Source organism: Lysobacter sp. Soil_N_23, assembly GCF_057656135.1.
Genome location: NZ_JBDGKY010000019.1, coordinates 19,767 through 38,012, shown reverse-complemented (window position 1 = coordinate 38,012; position 18,246 = coordinate 19,767). Strand labels below are relative to the sequence as shown.

13 protein-coding genes and 1 tRNA gene are annotated in these 18,246 nt (G+C 67.5%); 3 read left to right on the top strand and 11 right to left on the bottom strand.

Annotated elements, in window-relative coordinates; all coding sequences use genetic code 11:
* The first annotated feature begins 159 nt into the window (after nucleotides 1–159).
* On the top strand, nucleotides 160–2,004 hold the full coding sequence (locus AC3A3X_RS13960; RefSeq protein WP_487583625.1) for a sensor domain-containing diguanylate cyclase: 1,845 nt from the start codon (nucleotides 160–162) through the stop codon (nucleotides 2,002–2,004).
* 753 nt (nucleotides 2,005–2,757) lie between these two features.
* Here AC3A3X_RS13960 and AC3A3X_RS13955 read toward each other — a convergent pair.
* Both AC3A3X_RS13955 and hisS read right to left on the bottom strand, forming a co-directional pair.
* Nucleotides 2,758–4,644 carry an HAL/PAL/TAL family ammonia-lyase gene (locus AC3A3X_RS13955; protein WP_487583624.1) on the bottom strand — a complete coding sequence of 629 codons (1,887 nt, stop codon included), beginning with the start codon at nucleotides 4,642–4,644 and terminating at the stop codon, nucleotides 2,758–2,760.
* Between the two features lie 120 nt (nucleotides 4,645–4,764).
* Nucleotides 4,765–6,162: a histidine--tRNA ligase gene (gene hisS, locus AC3A3X_RS13950; protein WP_487583623.1), complete on the bottom strand. Its 1,398-nt coding sequence runs from the start codon at nucleotides 6,160–6,162 to the stop codon at nucleotides 4,765–4,767.
* Nucleotides 6,163–6,386: 224 nt separating this feature from the next.
* Here hisS and AC3A3X_RS13945 point away from each other — a divergent pair.
* Nucleotides 6,387–6,463: transfer RNA gene (locus AC3A3X_RS13945), tRNA-Pro, on the top strand.
* Between the two features lie 29 nt (nucleotides 6,464–6,492).
* A complete protein-coding gene (locus AC3A3X_RS13940; protein WP_487583622.1) occupies nucleotides 6,493–7,473 on the top strand; it encodes a D-hexose-6-phosphate mutarotase in 981 nt (326 codons plus the stop codon).
* Nucleotides 7,474–7,545: 72 nt separating this feature from the next.
* Here the strand turns inward: AC3A3X_RS13940 and AC3A3X_RS13935 are convergent, their stop codons facing one another.
* From AC3A3X_RS13935 to AC3A3X_RS13895, 9 genes are all read right to left on the bottom strand, one after another.
* A complete protein-coding gene (locus tag AC3A3X_RS13935; protein WP_487583621.1) occupies nucleotides 7,546–8,814 on the bottom strand; it encodes a glutamate-5-semialdehyde dehydrogenase in 1,269 nt (422 codons plus the stop codon).
* A complete protein-coding gene (proB, locus tag AC3A3X_RS13930) occupies nucleotides 8,811–10,010 on the bottom strand; it encodes a glutamate 5-kinase (RefSeq protein ID WP_487583620.1) in 1,200 nt (399 codons plus the stop codon). The genes AC3A3X_RS13935 and proB overlap by 4 nt, the downstream gene beginning before the upstream one ends.
* Complete coding sequence (argH, locus tag AC3A3X_RS13925) at nucleotides 10,007–11,296, bottom strand: argininosuccinate lyase (RefSeq protein WP_487583619.1); 1,290 nt, start codon at nucleotides 11,294–11,296, stop codon at nucleotides 10,007–10,009. Before argH ends, proB begins: the two co-directional genes overlap by 4 nt.
* A gap of 116 nt (nucleotides 11,297–11,412) precedes the next feature.
* The gene (argC, locus tag AC3A3X_RS13920; RefSeq protein ID WP_487583618.1) at nucleotides 11,413–12,360 is read right to left on the bottom strand and encodes an N-acetyl-gamma-glutamyl-phosphate reductase; all 948 of its coding nucleotides are present in this window, start codon (nucleotides 12,358–12,360) and stop codon (nucleotides 11,413–11,415) included.
* Complete coding sequence (locus AC3A3X_RS13915) at nucleotides 12,353–12,973, bottom strand: GNAT family N-acetyltransferase (protein ID WP_487583617.1); 621 nt, start codon at nucleotides 12,971–12,973, stop codon at nucleotides 12,353–12,355. The genes argC and AC3A3X_RS13915 overlap by 8 nt, the downstream gene beginning before the upstream one ends.
* A 9-nt stretch (nucleotides 12,974–12,982) precedes the next feature.
* On the bottom strand, nucleotides 12,983–14,305 hold the full coding sequence (locus AC3A3X_RS13910; protein WP_487583616.1) for an acetylglutamate kinase: 1,323 nt from the start codon (nucleotides 14,303–14,305) through the stop codon (nucleotides 12,983–12,985).
* A gap of 143 nt (nucleotides 14,306–14,448) precedes the next feature.
* The gene (locus AC3A3X_RS13905; RefSeq protein ID WP_487583615.1) at nucleotides 14,449–15,537 is read right to left on the bottom strand and encodes an acetylornithine deacetylase; all 1,089 of its coding nucleotides are present in this window, start codon (nucleotides 15,535–15,537) and stop codon (nucleotides 14,449–14,451) included.
* Nucleotides 15,538–15,595: 58 nt separating this feature from the next.
* Complete coding sequence (locus tag AC3A3X_RS13900; protein ID WP_487583614.1) at nucleotides 15,596–16,789, bottom strand: argininosuccinate synthase; 1,194 nt, start codon at nucleotides 16,787–16,789, stop codon at nucleotides 15,596–15,598.
* 132 nt (nucleotides 16,790–16,921) lie between these two features.
* Complete coding sequence (locus AC3A3X_RS13895) at nucleotides 16,922–17,941, bottom strand: N-acetylornithine carbamoyltransferase (RefSeq protein WP_487583613.1); 1,020 nt, start codon at nucleotides 17,939–17,941, stop codon at nucleotides 16,922–16,924.
* Between the last annotated feature and the right edge of the window lie 305 nt (nucleotides 17,942–18,246).

The following is an 18,246-nucleotide window of genomic DNA, read 5'->3' as shown; positions in this document are numbered from 1 at the left end:
CCTGTTCACGGCATTCACGCCGTTTGCCTTTTGATACGGATATAGCTGCCATCCGGCCCCGAGGGGACGGATGGCGCAATCGATTGCAGCGCGCATAAGCTGCGCGCACGCCACCCCGTTGCCTCCGCGACGGGACCGGCGACCGGGCAAGGGGGAAACATGGGACGTGGCTCGAGGTGTTCGTGGTGGCTCTGGCTGACAGGCCTGTGCCTGCTTCTGGCTGCGCCAGCACAGGCCGCAATTACCGCTCAAGCGACCCTGCAACTGGGTGCCGACATCCAACAAGCGTCGCTGTCGCCCTATCTGGGCTACTACCACGACGTCGACGCCCGCGACGATGTCGACGCCGCCGCAACGCACCTGGCACAGGGCAAGTTCGCGCCATTGCCGGGCGGCCGCAGCGCGTTTGGTTTCCGCCCCGGCGCCTTCTGGTTCCACACGCGCATCGTCAACAACGGCAATCCCGAACAACGCTGGCTGCTGGTGCAGAGTTACGCGCTCAGCGACAGCATCGACGTGTACGCGCGCTATCCCGACGGGCACACCACGTTCCAGGCCGGTGGCGACCACCTGCCCTTCAGCGCGCGCAGCGTCCGCTACCGGCACCCGAACTTCTGGCTGAACCTGCCGCCCGGCCAGCCTGTCGACGTGTTCGTGCGCGTGCGCAGCGAAAGTTCGATGCAGGTGCCGCTCGACCTCTACACCACGGTCGCATTCGCCGAACTCTCGCGGGATTCGCAGCTGGTGATCGGGCTGTACTACGGCATCCTGCTGGCGCTGTTCTTCTACAACCTGGCGCTGTGGCTGAGCCTGCGCGATGCCAGCTACTTCTGGTACCTGTTCCACCTGTCGGCGTTCGGGCTGGTGCTGTTCACGCTCAACGGCTTCGGCTTCGAGTACCTGTGGCCGCAATCGTCATGGCTCAGCGACCGGATGGTGCCGTTGTCGATCTGCCTGGCGCAGATCGGCATGCAGCAGTTCGCCCGCATCTTCCTCGGCCTGCGCGGGCGCTGGCGCATCGGTGACCGGATCGGCCTGGGCCTGATCAGCTTCTTCGCCCTGCTCGGCATCGCATCGACGTGGTTGCCGTACCACATCTCCACGCCGATCGCGTCGGCGGCGGTGCTGGTCAGCATCGCCTGGATCGCGGTGGTGTCGATCGCGATCGTGCGCCGCGGCTATGCGCCGGCGCAGTTGTTCCTGCTGGCGTGGGCGATGTTCCTGCTCGGCACCGGCCTGTTCGTCGCCATCGCCTTCGGCATGATGCCCAAGACCTTCATCACCGAATACGGCGTGCAGATCGGCTCGGCGCTGGAGATGCTGCTGCTGTCGATCGCGCTGGGCCACCGCTATGCGGCGTTGCGCAACGAGAACGAGCGCATCGTCCGCGAGGCCAGGGACCAGCTCGAACACAAGGTCGAGCAGCGCACCGTCGAGTTGCGAAGTGCGCTGGGGCAACTCGAGGACGCGCATGCGCGGTTGCGCGAGAGCAGCCAGCGCGACGCCCTGACCGGTCTGCACAACCGCAGTCATTTCCGCGACCGTTTCGAGGCGTTGCTGCGGCAGACGCGCGAGCATCGTCGACCGCTGTCACTGCTGATGATCGACCTGGACAACTTCAAGCTGATAAACGATCAGCATGGCCATCTGATCGGCGACGATTGCCTGCGTTGGGCTGCGCGGACGCTCGGCCATGGGTTGCGCCCGCATCACGATGCACTGCTGGCACGATTCGGCGGCGAGGAGTTCGTGATCGTGCTGCCGGGTCTGAACCTGTCGGCCGCGAAGCAGGTCGCCGAGGACCTGCGCCAGCATCTGCGCGACCAGCCGTTCCACAGCGACGACAGCCATATCACCGTCACCGCCAGCATCGGCGTGCATGCGATCGAGACGGTCTCCTTCGGCGGCATCGACCCGCTGCTGCAACTGGCCGACCAGGCGCTGTACCGGGCCAAGGCGGACGGGCGCGACTGCGTGCGGACGTCACAGGTGGAGACGGTCTAGGCCTGTCGTCCCAAACACCACTGTCGTCCCGAACGAAGTGAGGGACCTGCTGGTGCTGGTGCGTATTGGGCTTGCGTCTGCGGAATGGCGCCGTCCGCCGGGCCGGGGATTGCTCCGCCCCTTCGTCGGACATCCTGTCCGAAGGCGGGGCGTGGGCCATCCATGGCCCACTGCTGCGCAATCCCCGGCCCGGCGGACGACGCTTCGGTGCTTTGTTGCACGGTCTTCGGCGGCCCTCACCCCAACCCCTCTCCCGCAAGCGGGAGAGGGGCTTTATGTCGTCATCCCCGAAGGCGGGGACCCAGCGTCGTTGCTTTCATGACCGTCATTCCCGCGTAGGCGGGAACCCATGGACGTTGCTTCGCAAACAAGCGTCAGCAACATCGGCGTACGCACCCAAGCGGGTTTGAAACCACGTGATCCTTTCGCGGGCGTCCGGGACCGAGCTCCCGACCGAGCGAGGGCACGGACACCGCCCCCTAACGGCACAGCCCGAGTCCCGCCCTTGCTGCCATGTCATGCGGGCAGCGCATGGAGCCAATACGCGAAGTCAATGAAACAACTGCAGCGTCGGGAAGGAGGGGGTGGGGTGTATTGCGCGAACAATCACGGAGCGAAGCGGAGGTTCGCGGAATACACCCCACCTCCTCCCCCCGCTGACCACGAACGCAAAAGAGAACGGAAGGCATACCGCCCCGTTTGACCTCACCCCAACCCCTCTCCCGCAAGCGGGAGAGGGGCTCTGCAAGGCCTTCAGGCGCGTGCGGCCGCCAGCACGGTGCCTTCCTTCACCAGCCGCACGGCGGTGGCGACTTCACCGTCCATGGCGCGGTCGCGATCCAGGAACGGAATCGCCGCGCGGATCGCCGCATGCGCCGCAGCGACTGCGCGTCCGGGGTGGAACTCCTCGGCCGCAGCCAGTTCGGCGCGCAAGCCCTCGACTTCGGCCAGGAAGGCCTCGTATTCGGGACTGTCGACCGCCGGTGCGCCCTGCACCTTCGCCGCCAGTGCGCGCGCGTCGGCACGATCGGCCAGGTCGCGCGCGGCGTTGATCATGTCGCGGCGCAGGTCCAGTGCCTGCGCGGCGGTGTAGAGCTCCAGCGCCAGCACCTTGCCCAGGTCGTCGGCCATCGCCAGCACGTGGCGCGCCTCGTTGGCGCCCATCGAGACGTGGTCTTCGGCATTGGCGCTGGTCGGGATCGAATAGACCGATGCCGGGTGCGCGCGGCTGGCCAGGTCGTTGACGATGGCCGCGGCGGTGTACTGCACGATCATGTGGCCGGACTCGGTCGAGTCCTCGTTGCCGATCAGGAAGCCCGGCAGGCCGTCGTTGGTTGCCGGATCGACCAGCTTGTTGAGGCGGCGCTCGGAAATGCTCGCCAGCACCGGGATGGCGGCTTTGACGTAACTCATCGCCAGCGCCAGCGGCATGCCGTGGAAATGGCCGGCGGAAATCACCTGCTGCTCGACGAACTCGGCCTTGGCATCGGGGAACACGATCGGATTGTCGGTCAGCGCATTGAGCTCGACCTCGAGCACGCGCGCGGCCTGGGCGACGGCGTCGCGCACGGCGCCGTGCACCTGCGGGATGCAGCGCAACGAATAGCTGTCCTGCGGCTGGTGCTTCTTGCCACCACGGAACGGGCGGAAGCGCAGGTAGAACTTCTCGCGACCGTGGCGCTGGCTGAACGGTACCCAGTCCCAGCCGATGTCGAAACGCAGCGCCTGCGATTCCGGCGTGTCCCAACTGCGCGGCTGCCAGGCGCGGAACTTCGGCACCAGGTGGTACGGGATGTCGGCCAGCGTGGAGCCGCCGAGCAGGTCGCGCAGGTGGGCGGCGCTGTGCACCTGGCCCGGGTGCGGACGCAGCGCGTGCACTTCCTCGGCGAACGCGCCAAGGCGGCCGGCGAAGGCATCGATGGTCATCGCGGCGGCGAGGTCGGCGGTGTCGAGCAGATCCTCAAGCTGCGCCAGCGCGAGCACGCCACAGGCGAGCATCTGCGCGGTGCCATTGTTCAACGCCAGGCCTTCCTTGTACGACAGCGTCACCGGCGACAGGCCGGCGCGCTTGAGCGCTTCGCCACCCGGGACGCGCTCGCCTTCGAAGAAGGCTTCGCCACCGCCGAGCAGCACGATCGCCAGGTGCGACAGCGGTGCCAGGTCGCCGCTGGCGCCAACCGAACCCAGCTGCGGCACCACCGGCACGATGCCGGCGTTGAGCATCGCAGTCAGTGCCTGCAGGGTCTCGACGCGGATGCCGGAGTGGCCGCGCATCAGCGTATTGATGCGGATGCACAGCATCGCGCGGACGATCTCCGGCGCGAACGCTTCACCGACGCAGACGGCGTGGGTGACGATGAGGTTGCGCTGCAGTTCCTCGTGCAGGGTGATGTCCGAGCGCGCGGCGCCAGGCAATTCGTCGCGCAGGTGGTGATTGCCGAGCAGGCGGTCGGCATTGCTGCCGAAGCCGGTCGACACACCGTAGATGGGTTCCTCGCGGCGGACCTGTTCGGCCAGGAACTCGGCCGCGCGCGCCACCGCCGGCAGTTGCTCCGGCGCCAGCTGCACGTGCGCGCCGTAGGCCACGTCCACCAGCTGCGCGCGGGTCAGCGAGCGGCCATCGAGTCGGATCGGTTTCATCGTTTCACCTTGCAGCTGACTGCCACCTGCGCCGGCCTCGCGTCTTCGCGCGCCGGCGTCCCCTGTCCTGAACGACACGGGCGGACCTGATCGTCCACCCGGCCTGCGCTTGCCTTGGCCCTAGCGGCCGGCGAGTGCGCGGTACTGTTCCAGCTCCACGCGCAGCGTGCTCGCCAGTTCCTCCAGCGGCACTTCGAACTGCTCCTCGCGCAGCAGGTCCTTGACCGCGACCACGCCGCGCGCCTTCTCGTCGTCACCGGCAAGGGCGACGAAGCGGATGCCGGCGCGCGAGGCGTACTGGAACTGCTTGCCGATCTTGCGCGCTTCCATCTGCACTTCGGTGTTGATGCCGGCCGCACGCAGGCGACGGGCGATCTCCAGCGCATCGGTCAGCGACTGGCCGTCCATCAACGCGACCATCGCCTGCACGGTGCTGCCGGAGGCGTTGCCGAGCAGGCCGGCTTCGCGCAGCTGCCAGAACAGGCGGGTCAGGCCGATCGAGATGCCCACGCCGGGCAGCTTCGACTTGGTGTAGTGGCTGGCGAGGTTCTCGTAGCGGCCGCCCGAGCAGATCGAGCCGATCTGCGGGTAGTCGTTGAGCGTGGTCTCGTAGACCGTGCCGGTGTAGTAATCGAGGCCGCGCGCGATCGAGAAGTTCAGCGCGTAGGCGCTTTCCGGCACGCCCAGGGCGCGCACGAGCTCCAGCACCTCGCGCAGTTCGGCGACGCCTTCGCGCAGCGCGTCGTTGCCCTCGCCCAGCGCGTCGAGCTTGGCCAGCGCATCGGCGTGCGACGTCGAGCGCACCTTGACGAACTCGAGGATGCGCGCGACCGCTTCGGCGGACAGATCGAAGCCTTCACCGGTCAGGGTCTCGCGGACATGATCCTCGCCGCGCTTGTCGAGTTTGTCGACCTCGCGCAGCACCAGCGCCTGCAGCTCGCCGTCGGCGATGCCCTGGGCCTCGAAGAAGCCGCGCATCAGCTTGCGGTTGTTGAGCTGGATGGTGAAGGCGCCGATATCGAGCTCGGAGAACACGGCGTGGATCACCGCCGGCAGTTCGGCGTCGAATCGCACGCTGAGCGCGTCCTTGCCGATCACGTCGATGTCGCATTGGTAGAACTCGCGGAAGCGGCCGCGCTGGGCGCGCTCGCCGCGATAGACGCGCTGCATCTGGTAGCGGCGGAACGGGAACGCCAGCTCGTGCTCGTGCTCGGCGACGTAGCGCGCCAGCGGCACGGTCAGGTCGAAGCGCAGTGCCAGCTCGGGCATGCCCTCGCCGGCCGCACCCTCGGAGGCCTTGCCCAGCGCGCCGGTCGACTGGACGAAGTACACCTGCCGCTCGGTCTCGCCACCGGACTTGGTCAGCAGCACTTCCGACAGTTCCATGACCGGCGTTTCCACCGGCAGGAAGCCGAATCGTTCGAAATTGCGGCGGATCGTGTCCAGCATGCGCTGGAAGGCGATCTGGTCAGGGGGCAGCAGCTCCATGACCCCGGGCGGGGTGCGCGGCTTGATCAAGCAAGGCTCCAGTGACGACAGGCCGCGGACGCGGCCCGGTACCGTACAGGCTTGGCGGGCACGCGGTGGATTCGCGGTGTAGAGGGGGAATTCGCCAACAGTTTAGCCGTTGCGACCGCTTTTCCCCCAACGGCCACCCACGGATTGGCATCGGATTGAAGGAATTTGCATCCAACCCCTTGCCTCGACCCCGGCCAACTGACTAGAATTTGCGGCTCAGCAGTCGGGGTGTAGCTCAGCCTGGTAGAGCGCTACGTTCGGGACGTAGAAGTCGCAGGTTCAAATCCTGTCTCCCCGACCAACTCCGCATCATGATGTGTGCACCATGATGTGAAGCACGCTGAAAAGACGAACGCCGGCCCTGCCGGCGTTTTTCGTTTGCGCCGTCCATGGCGGTCGAATCGAGCATGTTGCGGCCGGCGGCGCCGCGCCGCGATGATGCCGGGTCGCTTTTGCATTGATGGCCCGATGGATCTCTCCTGCACACCTTTCCAGCGCGATGGCAGCGCCTGCCTGCGCCTGGACGCCGCTGACGGCGCCGTCGCCGAGATCAGCCTGCATGGCGCCCACGTGCTGTCCTGGCAGCCGTCGGCCGGCCGCGAGTGCCTCTACCTGAGCCCGCGCGCCAGTTTTGCCGATGGTTCGGCCATCCGCGGCGGCATCCCCGTGATCTTCCCGCAGTTCGGCGGGCGCGGGTCGATGGTCAAGCATGGCTTCGCGCGGCTGCTCGATTGGCGCTACGTGGGGATCGAGGCCGACGCCGGGGCACCGGGGGCCGTGCTGGAGCTCGTCGACAACGCGGACACCCGGCGCCTGTGGCCAGCAAGTTTCCGCGCGCGGCTGCATGTGGCGCTGGCCCCTGCCGCGCTGACGGTGCGGCTCGCGATCCGCAACCAGGGCGAGGCGCCCTTCAGCTTCACTGCGGCGCTGCACACGTATCTGCGCGTGAACGACCTGGACGCGACGACGCTGCGGGGGCTGGAAGCAGCCGGTTTCGAAGACTCGCGCGATGGCCGCTCCAGCGCGGCCGAAGGAGAACCGGTGCGTTTCCAGTCCGAGGTCGACCGGCTCTATCCCGATTGCGCCCACGCCCTGCTGCTTGCGCAGGGCGATGATGCGATGCGCATCAGCGCAGATGGCTTCCGTGACACGGTCGTGTGGAATCCCGGCGCGGCGCTGGCGGAGGTGATCGCCGACCTTGGCGTCGGTGAGCACCGGCACTTTGTATGCGTCGAGTCGGGCACGATCGCAGCACCGGTGACGTTGGCGCCAGGCGAAGAATGGAGCGGCACGCAACGCCTGCAGGCGTAGGAGCGAGCTTGCTCGCGATCGCCTTCGGGCAGGCCTGATCGCGAGCAAGCTCGCTCCTACATGAGGCTGGCGTCAAGGGTTGCGCGATTCCTCGTGCCGTACCTGCCCTTCCCCGCGCACCACGAAGCGTTCGATGGTCAGCGACTCCGCGCCCATCGGCCCATAGGCATGCAGGCGCGTGGTCGAGATGCCGATCTCGGCGCCAAGACCCAGCTGGCCGCCATCGTTGAAGCGCGACGAGGCGTTGACCATCACCGCCGAGCTGCGCGTGCCGTGCACGAACGCCTCGGCCGCCGCGGCATCGTCGGTGGCGATTACTTCGGTATGGTCCGAGCCGTAACGGGCGATGTGCGCCAACGCATCGTCGATGCCGTCGACAACCCGCACCGTCAGGATCAGGTCCAGGTACTCGGCGGCATAGTCGGCGTCCTCGGCCTGCCCCACCTGGTCGGAGAACGCGCGCGTGCGTTCGCAGCCGCGAACCTCGACCTGGCGCGCCGCCAGCCGTTCCAACGCCGCGGGCAGGAATGCCGTGGCGATATCGCGATGGACCAGCAACGTCTCCAGCGCATTGCACACGCCGGGGCGCGAGGCCTTGCCGTCGACCAGCAGGTCCAGCGCCTTGCCGACGTCAGCGGCACGGTCGACGTAGAGATGACATACGCCCTTGTAGTGCTTGATCACCGGTACGCGGGCGTGCTCGGCGACGAAGCGGATCAGGCTCTCGCCGCCGCGCGGGATGGCAAGATCGATCAGGTCCGACAGCTGCAGCAGCTCCATCACATGCTCGCGCGCAGGATCGGCCACCAGCGACACGGCCGCTTCCGGCAGGCCCTCCTCGCGCAGCGCCTGGTGCAGGCAGGCGGCGATCGCGGCATTGCTGGCGCGCGCCTCCGAACCGCCGCGCAGCAGCACCGCATTGCCGGCCTTCAGGCACAGCGCCGCGGCATCGGCGGTCACGTTGGGGCGGGCTTCGTAGATCATGGCGATCAACCCCAGCGGCACGCGCTGGCGCTCGATCACGATACCGTTTGGGCGGACCTCGCTGCGTGTCACCTGCCCCAGCGGATCGGCTTGCGCGGCCACTTCCCGAACGCCCGCAGCCATCGCCGCGATGCGCGCCTCATCCAGCTTCAGCCGGTCGAGCAGCGCCGCGCCGAGGCCGGCGGCGCGACCGCGCTCCATGTCCTCGGCGTTGGCCGCCAGCAACGCCGCACCGTGATGCTCCAGCAACCGCGCCATGCGCTCGATCAGTCGCCGGCGTGCTTCGCCATCCAGCGCCGCCAGCACCAGGGATGCTTCGCGCGCGCGCTCGGCGAGGTTGCGTACGTAACCGCTCATGCCTTCACCTCGGGGTCGCTGACCAGCAGCACCAGATCGTCGCGATGAATCACCGATTCGCCATAACGGAAGCCGAGCACGGCCTCGATGTCGTTGCTGTGCCTGCGCGCGATCCGGCCGATTTCCATTGCGCTGTACTGGGCCAGGCCACGCGCGAACGGCTCTGCGCCTGCCGTGGTGGACACCACTTCGATCACGTCGCCGCGGCGAAAGTCCCCTTCGACTCCGGCCACGCCGCCGGGCAGCAGCGAGGCGCCCTGGCGATGCAGCGCCGCGACCGCGCCGTCGTCGACCAGCAGCCGCCCCGACGAAGGCGCATGCCGCAGCCATTGCTTGCGTGCGCGCAAGCGGTCGCCCTGTGCGAGCACCAGCGTGCCGTGCAACTGGCCCTCACCCAGGGCCCGTACCACCGCATCGTCGCGACCGCAGAACAGTGCCGTGGGAATGCCGGCCGCGGTCGCCTTGGCCGCCGCTTCCAGCTTGGTGCGCATGCCGCCGGTGCCGAGCTTGCCGGCACCGCCGCTGGCGGCCAGTAGCAGTTCGGGCGTGATCCGCTCGACGCGGTTGATTGCGCGCGCAGTGGGGTCGCGCTGCGGGTGGGCGCTGTAGAGCCCACCGATGTCGGTGGCGATCAGCAGCAGGTCGGCATCGACCAGTGAGGCCACGGCCGCGGCAAGGTTGTCGTTGTCGCCGAGCTTGAGTTCGTCGACGGCGACGGCATCGTTCTCGTTGATGATCGGCAGCGCGCCCAGCCGCAACAGCTCGCGCAGCGTGGCACGGGCATTGAGGTAACGCCGGCGGTTGCGCAGGTCGTCGTGGGTCAGCAGGACCTGGGCCACAGGCCGGTCCGACAACTGCTGCCAGAAGCCCATCAGCGATGCCTGGCCGAGCGAGGCCAGGGCCTGCCGCAACACCAGGCTGTCGCCACCGGTATCGATGCGCCCGCGCCCGGCGGCCACCGCGCCGGACGATACCAGCACCACTTGGCGCTGCTGCGCGCGGGCCTGCGCGATGAAGCGCGCCAGGCCAGCGGCGTAGCGCGGATCGAGCCCTTGATGTACTGCCGCGTCAGGTTGATCGGCGAAGCCCGCCAGCAGGCTGCTGCCGACCTTGAGTACGGCGCGCTGCCACCGTGGCAGCGGTTGTGCCTGGAAGTCCCGGACAGCGGTGTCGGCGGTACTTCCAGGCGTGCTCATCGCAATGCTTCCAGTCGGCTTCGCAGCTCGCCCAGCCGCAGTTGGGGACCCGCGCCGGGCGACACCCGCGCCGCCAGGCTCGCCTCGGGATCGCCCTGCTCCCAGCGCGCCGGATCGGCGGCCTGCTTGTAAGCCTCGCGGAACGGCAGGCCCTGCCGCGCCAGATCGACGGCCAGGTCGGTGGCGTACATCGAAGGATCGAGCGCCTCGCGCATGCGCTCGGTCTTCCATTCCAGGTTGCGCAGCAGGTCGGGCAACAGTTCCAGTGCACCCAGGCCGCGGCCGAAGGCGTGGAAGATCGCACCCTTGGAAAACTGCAGGTCGCGGTGGTAACCCGAAGGCAGCGACAACAGCTGTTCGATCTCGGTACGCGCGGCGGCGGCAGCCGAATAGCTCGCCCGCATCAGCTCGATGACGTCGGGGTTGCGCTTGTTGGGCATGATCGAACTGCCGGTGGTGTACTGCGACGGCAGCGCAACGAAGCCAAACTCGGCACTGGTGAACAGGCTCAGGTCCCAGGCCAGGCGGCGCAGGTCGAGCAGCGCCGAGGACAGCGCCTCGATCGCGGCCATCTCGAACTTGCCGCGCGAGATCTGCGCGTAGGTTGCCGCGACCTGCATGCGACCGAAGCCAAGCGCGGCCGTGGTGTGGTCACGCGCCAGTGGCAGGTTGACACCGTAGCCGGCCGCGCTGCCGAGCGGATTGGCATCCACCCACTGCAGCGTCTGCATGGTGCGCTGCGCGTTGTCGATGAAGCCCTCGGCCCAGGCCGCCCACCACATGCCCAGCGACGACACCATGGCGCGCTGCAGGTGGGTGTAGCCCGGCAGCGGCACGCCCTGCTCGGCCTCGGCGCGGGCGAGCGCCACTTCGGCGCTTTCCCGGCAGGTCGCCGCCACGCGCGCCAGGCGGTCCTTCAGCCACAGGCGCGTGGCCACCAGGATCTGGTCGTTGCGGCTGCGGCCGGTGTGGATCTTCTTGCCGGCATCGCCGAGGCGTTCGACCAGGCGGGACTCGATCGCCGAATGGCAGTCTTCGAAGCGCTCGTCGAGGATGAAGCGGCCAGCGCGGAAGTCCTCGGCCAGTGCTTCCAGCTCGCGCTTCAGCCCGGCAAGTTCATCCGTATCGAGGATGCCGATCTGCTGCAGGCCTTCGGCGTGCGCGCGACTGGCCTGGATATCGAACAGGAAGAACTCACGATCCAGGATCACGTCCTCGCCGGCGAGGAACTGCTGGATGCGCGCGTCGACCTTGACGCCGGGTTTTTGCCACAACAGATCGGACATCGTCGAGTTCCTTGGTAGGTACCGCTTACCGCTTACGTAGGAGCGAGCTTGCTCGCGACCTGGCCTTGCCGCGAAGGTGACGTCTGGTCGCGAGCAAGCTCGCTCCTACAGCTTCATTACCGGTGCGGGATGCCGGTCATCTCGTCCAGGTCAAAGGCCAGGTTGAGATTCTGCAACGCCTGCGTCGCCGCGCCCTTGAGCAGGTTGTCCTCGGTGGCGACCACCACCAGGCGCCTGCCATCGGGTGTCAGGGTGAAACCGCCGAGTTCGACGTGGTGGCGCCCGGCGATCGCGCTGACCCAGGGGGCCTCCTCGCCGACCTCGACCAGCGGTTCGCCGGCATAGCGGTCAACATACCGCGACACCACCTCGTCGCGTGCGAAGGGCCTGGCCAGCGGCAGGTTGGCGGTGATGGTCAGGCCGCGGAAGTGCGGCGCCACGTGCGGCAGGAACTGCACCTCGTGGCCGAGCTGGCGCGTGACTTCGCGCTCGTGCACGTGGTTGGTCAGCGCATACGGCATCAGGTTGTCGCGCAGCTTGTCGGGGTCGTTCTTGTCCGACGGCGACGTTCCGGCGCCGGAATAGCCCGAAACGCCGAAGCACTGCACCGGACCTGCCAGTGCGTCGAGCATCGGCGCGACCGCCAGTTGCATCGCCGTGGCGTAGCAGCCGGGATTGCTGATGCGGCGCTGGCCGCTGTACTGCGCGCGGGTCAGTTCCGGCAGGCCGTAGTACCAGCCGTCGTCGAAACGGTAATCGGCGGACAGATCGACGATAACCGGGTCGGCGCCCACCACATCGAACGCGGCCACGCAGGCCGCGGCCTTGCCGTTGGGCAGCGCCAGCACCACCGCGTCGGCGCCCAGCGCCGGCAGCTCTTCGTGCGAGGGCGAGTTGTAGCGAAGCTCGCCCTGGTATTCGGCAATGTGGTCCGCGACGCGCTGCCCGGCCAGCTCGCGCGAGGACACGAACGCAAGCTCGAAATCCGGGTGCGCGGCGATCAGGCGGATGAGTTCGGCGCCGACGTAACCGCGCGCGCCGACGATGCCAACGGACTTAGTCACGCCCGGATGCTCCATGGTTGTGCAACCTGTGAATCAAATTTTGCTTCACCGCCTGCCATTCCGATTCGATGATCGAGAAGGCCACGGTGTCGCGCACGCTGCCGTCGGCGTGGCGCTTGTGGCTGCGCAGCACGCCGTCCTGCTTGGCGCCGAGGCGGGCGATGGCGGCGCGCGAGGCGAGGTTGAACCAGCTGGTCTCGAAGCCGACGCAGATGCTGCCCATGGCCTCGAAGGCATGGCCGAGCAGGAGCAGCTTGGCCTCGGTGTTGAGACCGGTGCGCTGCACCTTCGCGGCGTACCAGGTGTAGCCGATCTGCACGCGCGGAACGGATTGATCGAGGTCGTAATAGCGGGTGCTGCCGACGATGTCGCCGCCGGCGTTGCGCACCACGAACGGCATGGCCTTGCCCTGCGCCTGCATGTCCAGCGCAGCCGAAACGTACGACTCGACCTGCTCCGGCGCCGGCACGTTGGTGTACCACAGGCGCGACAGCTCGCCGCCGCCAAGTGCGGCGCGCAGGCCGTCGCCGTGCGCCATCTGCAGCGGCTCCAGCGTGACGTGCTGGCCGCGCAGAGTCGGGGTGGTGCTCCAGTTGGCTGTCGCTTCGGCCATTGCAGCAACTCAGTCCTTCAACGTCGCCGTCCGCCCCGAGCAGTGCTCGACGCAGCGCTCGATCTCGCCGAACCCGTCCATGCCGTACCAGAACACCTTCCACTTCTCCTGCTTGTAGCAGCCGTCGGACTCGGCGTAGTAGAACGGGTTGACCGGATTGCCGTGGCGCGAACGCCAGAACAGGCGCGGATTCTGCTCGCGCATTACATGCCATACCGCGCGACCGAGGCCTTCGCCCTGCGCCTCGTCGAGCACGGCGAACTTGTCGAGGTAGATGCCGGCGTCTTCCTGCGTGAGGATCACCGCGGCGCGGTAGTTCTCGCTGACGTAGGCGCGATGCAGCGTGGTCCGCTCGAAGTAGTCCGGCATCAGGCGACGGCCGAACGCCGACTCGATCAGGCCGCGCAGGCGCTCCAGGTCGAGCTCGTCCCAGCCGGTGACCTGCAGCACGCGTTCGCCACGGCGAACCAGCGTGCCCGAACCCTTGTGGGTGAACAGTTCCTTGGCCAGCTCCGCCGGCTTGGTGATCGACACCGACGAGGTCAGCGGCAGCTTGTCGAGCAGGTCCTTGATCTGTTCGATCTTGACCCGCATGCCGCCGTTGATCCACGGCTGCGACATCAGGTGCTCGTACTCGGTCGACAGGTTGATCGAGTCGATGACCTTGCCGGCGTCGTCGAGCAGGCCGCCGGTGCCGGTCAGGAACACGATCTTGTACGGCTGCAGCTTCTGCACCAGCTCGTTGGCGGCGAAGTCGGCGTTGACGTTGAGGATCTGGCCGCCGGCGGTCTCGCCGAGGCTGGCGATGACCGGGATCGAGCCGGCACGCAGGCTGGCCTCGATCGGCGCCAGGTTGACGCGCTTGACCTCGCCGACCAGGCCGTAGGTATCGCGGTCCAGGTACTCGGACTCGAACACGCCGGAAACAATCGAGGTCGCCCGCGCGTCGAATGCCTGCAGCGCCTCGACCAGCTTGAGGTTCTGCGACTGGAACACGCGCCGCACGATTGCCAGTGCCTCCGGCGAGGTCACGCGCAGGCCGTTGACGGTCTGCTTGACGATGCCGGCAGCGGCCATCTCGTCGTCGAGCTGCGGGCCGGCGCCATGGATCACGATCGGGGTCAGGCCGACGTCCTGCAGGAAGGCCAGCGAGGACGTCAGCGCTTCCAGGTCGTCGCGCAGCACGGCGCCGCCGACCTTGACCACGGCGAAGCGCTTGGCATCGAGCTGGGAGAAACGCTTGAGGTACTGCGAGATCTCCTTCGCGCTGGCCATGCTCGAAAGCAGGCGCACGATGGTCTGGCGCGTTTGAATGTCGCGGGTGTCGTTCATCTTTAAACGTTCTATATGCCTTTAATACATCGGCTTCGGGTCGACGGGCACCGCTTCGCGATGCCCTCAGGGTCTAGCGCCACATCCCCGCCTCACCGCTTCGCGGCGAGGCCGCCCCCTTGACTCAAGGGGGCTCCAACAGCTCATGTCGTTTCGAGGATGCGGATGATGGAGTCCGTGTAGCGCTGCAACTGCTCCAGCGCCACCCATTCGTCGGCGGTGTGGGCCTGGGCGATGTCGCCCGGGCCATAGACAAGTGCGGTCATGCCGGCGTTGGAGAACAGCGAGGCCTCGGTCCAGAAGTCGACCGCATTGCCGATCGGCAGCTGCAACGCGTCGGCCAGGTCGCGTGCCTCCAGCCGGCGCTGCTCGGCATCGGCGACGTCTCCCGACGGCAACGACGGACCGCGGAAGGTCTCCTCATAGCGTTCGATCGCACCGGCTTCGACCAGCGTGCCGAAGCGCTCGTGCAGCCCGTCGATCGACATCGACGGCAGCGGACGGAAGCCGAAGCGCAGCTCCGCGCTGGGCGCGATCATGTTGGCCTTGATCCCGCCCTCGACGCGACCGATGTTGAAGCGCAGCCCGGTCAGGCCACCGAAGCGCTGGTGCGCCTCGCTCTCGACGTAGTCCAGCGCGTGCCCGCCCCAGCGGATGGCCTGGTGCAAGGCACTGGCCTGCATCGCATTCGCACCCGACGCGTGGCCGGCAACACCGCGGAAGCGCAGCAGCACCGAGCTGATGCCGCGATGGGCAAGTACCGCCTCGCACTGCGTCGGCTCGGCAACGACCACCTCGTTGAACCCGTGCAGGCCGCCCAGGAACGCGGCAATGCAGCGCGCGTCGTTGGCCTCTTCATCGGTGGAGAACAGGAACGCGGCATCGCCCTGCGTCACCGAGGCGGCAGTCACCAGACCGGCCGCGGCGCCCTTGATGTCGCAGGCGCCCAGTCCGATCGCGCGGTCGGCAGTGACGCGTAGCTTGTGCGGGTCGGCGCTCCACGCTTCCGACGACGGCACCGTGTCCAGGTGCACGTTGAACAGCCGCGTGGGATTGCCGCGCACGGCCAGCATCGACACCGCGCCGTCGCCGTGATCGGTGACCTCGATGCGGAAACCGGTCAGCTGCGAACGCAGGTAATCGAAGATGCCGCCGGTGCCGATGTCCCGCGGTGGATTGCGGGTGTCGTACGACACCAGGGCTTCGAGGTGCTTGAGGGTTTTTGCGAGCATGGCCTGTTCTTGGTGGAGGTGTTCCCCCTCTCCCGCCAGCGGGAGAGGGGCTTGCAGATTACTTGCGGTTGATTTCAGCCCACAGCGTGCTGCTCATGCCGAACAGCTTGATGAAGCCCTCGGCCTCGGCCACGCCCCAGTCCGCCGCCTGCGCATAGGTCGCGCCCTTGGCATTGAGGATGTGCTTCGACTCGATCGCCACCGCGCTGACCAGGCCACCCTGCGTTTCCAGTACGACGTCGCCGTTGACGGTCGACTGGCTCGATTGCAGGAAAGCCTCCAGGTCGGACTTGAGCGGATCGTGGAAGAAGCCTTCGTACACCAGCTCCACCCACTTGCGCGCCACGTCCGGCTTGAAACGGTTCTGCTGCTTGCTCAGCACCGCCTCTTCCAGCGCGCGGTGCGCGGTCAGCAGCGCGGTCAGGCCCGGCGCCTCGAAAATGATGCGGCCCTTCAGGCCGATGGTGGTGTCGCCGGTGTACAGGCCACGGCCCACGCCGTACTGCGCGAACAGCCCATTGAGCTTGGCCAGCATTTTGTGGCCTTCCATCTTCTCGCCGTCGAGCGCGACCGCTTCGCCGTTGACGAAGCTGACCTTCACCCGCAGCGGCTGTGCCGGCCACTCGCTGCGCGGCTTGCACCAGCCCACTGCGCCTTCGCCCGGCGCCTGCCAGCGATCGATCTCGCCGCCGGACATGGTCAGGCCGAGCAGGTTCTCGTTGATGGTGTAGGCCTTCTGCTTGGCGCGCACGCCGAAGCCGCGCTCCTCCAGGTACTTCTGCTCGTAGGCGCGGACCTCGGTGTGCTCCTTCTGGATCTCGCGGATCGGCGCCACGATCTCGTAGTCGCCCAGCGCTTTCACCGCCAGGTCGAAACGCACCTGGTCGTTGCCCATGCCGGTGCAGCCGTGCGCGATCGCCTTGGTGCCCAGCTCCTCGCAGCGCTTGAGCGCGGCTTCGACGATCAGGTAGCGATCGGAGACCAGCAGCGGGTACTGGCCCTGGTAGCCCTCGCCGGCCCAGACGAACGGCTTGACGAAGCCTTCCCAGATCGCCGGGCCGCCGTCGACGGTGACGTGCGAGGCGACGCCCAATTCGGTCGCACGTTCTTCGATGAAGGCGCGCTCCTCGGCATCGACGCCGCCGGTGTCGGCGAACACGGTGTGCACGTTCCAGCCGCGCTCCTTCAGGTAGGGCACGCAGAAGCTGGTGTCGAGGCCGCCGGAGAAGGCGAGGACGATGTCTTTGCTCATGTTCTTGTCTCGTTGGTGATCTGCCCCCTCCCCCGCTTGCGGGGGAGGGTTGGGGTGGGGGCAACGGGGCGTGGCAGCGTCGGGCTGCCCTCACCCCAACCCCTCTCCCGCATGCGGGAGAGGGGCTTGGTGCTATCGGCCGATGAGCGCCGCCATGATCGCCTTCTGCACGTGCAGGCGGTTCTCGGCCTCGTCGATGGCGATGCACTGCGGCGAGTCCATCACCGCATCGGTGGCCTTCACGTTGCGGCGCAGCGGCAGGCAGTGGCTGAAGACGCCGTTGTTGGTCAGCGCCATCTTCGCCTCGTCGACGATGAAGTGCTGGTACTGGTCGCGAATGGGCTTTTCCGGGCCCCAGTTGCCGAAAAACGGCAACGCGCCCCAGCTCTTGGCGTAGACCACGTCGGCGCCGCTGTAGGCGCTTTCGATGTCATGGCTGATGGCGAGCGACCCGCCGCTCTCGGCGACGTTCTGCGCGGCCCAGTCCATGTAGCGCGGGTCGAGGATGTAGTCCGGCGTCGGGCACAGCAGGGTCACATCCATGCCCATGCGCGTGGCGATCGTCAGCGCCGAATTGGCCACCGCCGTGTTGAGCGGCTTGGGGTGGTAGGTCCAGGTCAGCACGTACTTCTTGCCGCGCAGGTCGGTGGTGCCGAAGTGCTCCTGCAGCGCGAGGATGTGCGCCAGCTCCTGGCACGGATGGGTGATCGTCTCCATGTTGATCACCGGCACCGGCGAGTACTTGGCGAAGCTCTTGAGGACGATGTCCTCGCGGTCGTACTGCCAGTCGACGAACTTCGGGAACGCGCGCACGCCGATCAGGTCGACGTAGCGGCCCAACACCTTGGCCACTTCGGCGATGTGCTCCTCGGTATCGCCGTCCATGACCGTGCCGAGGTTGAACTCGATCGGCCACGCGTCCTTGCCCGGCTGCAGTACCACGGCATGGCCGCCGAGCTGGAACGCGCCCAGCTCGAAGCTGGTGCGGGTGCGCATCGACGGATTGAAGAACACCAGGGCGATCGACTTGCCCTTGAGCTGCTCGCCGGCCTTGCTGCGCTTGAACGCGGCGGCCTGCGCCAGCAGCGCGTCGAGGTCGGCACGCGACCAGTCCTGGGTGTTGAGGAAGTGCCTGTTGCCAAGAGCGGTCATCGAGTGCGGTTCCGGTGATCGTATGGGGAGGAAGGTGGGATGCTGCGCGGGCCCTGAAGCAAACCCTGAAAGCAAAAAAGCCCAGCGCGTAGGCTGGGCTTTTCGTGTGTCACTTCGTCTGTTGCAAGACGCGCTAGTGACCGTTACCCAGCTGGATGGCAGGTATGCGGTCGGCGAGCGCGCGAGGTCATCCCCGCCGCCATGTAGGCGGAGGTCAGGACGTCGGCGTCGGCGTAGTGGGCGTTCATTGAGGCGCGCATGCTCGCATGCACCCGCTGCGGGTGCAAGCATCGGGGCCCGGGCTG

Coding starts and splice junctions, on each gene's coding strand:
- proB (WP_487583620.1), bottom strand. CDS start 10,010: ATGAGCACGCCTGGAAGTACCGCCGACACCGCTGTCCGGGACTTCCAG.
- AC3A3X_RS13935 (WP_487583621.1), bottom strand. CDS start 8,814: ATGAGCGGTTACGTACGCAACCTCGCCGAGCGCGCGCGCGAAGCATCC.
- AC3A3X_RS13905 (WP_487583615.1), bottom strand. CDS start 15,537: ATGCTCGCAAAAACCCTCAAGCACCTCGAAGCCCTGGTGTCGTACGAC.
- AC3A3X_RS13955 (WP_487583624.1), bottom strand. CDS start 4,644: ATGAAACCGATCCGACTCGATGGCCGCTCGCTGACCCGCGCGCAGCTG.
- AC3A3X_RS13960 (WP_487583625.1), top strand. CDS start 160: ATGGGACGTGGCTCGAGGTGTTCGTGGTGGCTCTGGCTGACAGGCCTG.
- AC3A3X_RS13910 (WP_487583616.1), bottom strand. CDS start 14,305: ATGAACGACACCCGCGACATTCAAACGCGCCAGACCATCGTGCGCCTG.
- AC3A3X_RS13900 (WP_487583614.1), bottom strand. CDS start 16,789: ATGAGCAAAGACATCGTCCTCGCCTTCTCCGGCGGCCTCGACACCAGC.
- AC3A3X_RS13915 (WP_487583617.1), bottom strand. CDS start 12,973: ATGGCCGAAGCGACAGCCAACTGGAGCACCACCCCGACTCTGCGCGGC.
- argH (WP_487583619.1), bottom strand. CDS start 11,296: ATGTCCGATCTGTTGTGGCAAAAACCCGGCGTCAAGGTCGACGCGCGC.
- AC3A3X_RS13895 (WP_487583613.1), bottom strand. CDS start 17,941: ATGACCGCTCTTGGCAACAGGCACTTCCTCAACACCCAGGACTGGTCG.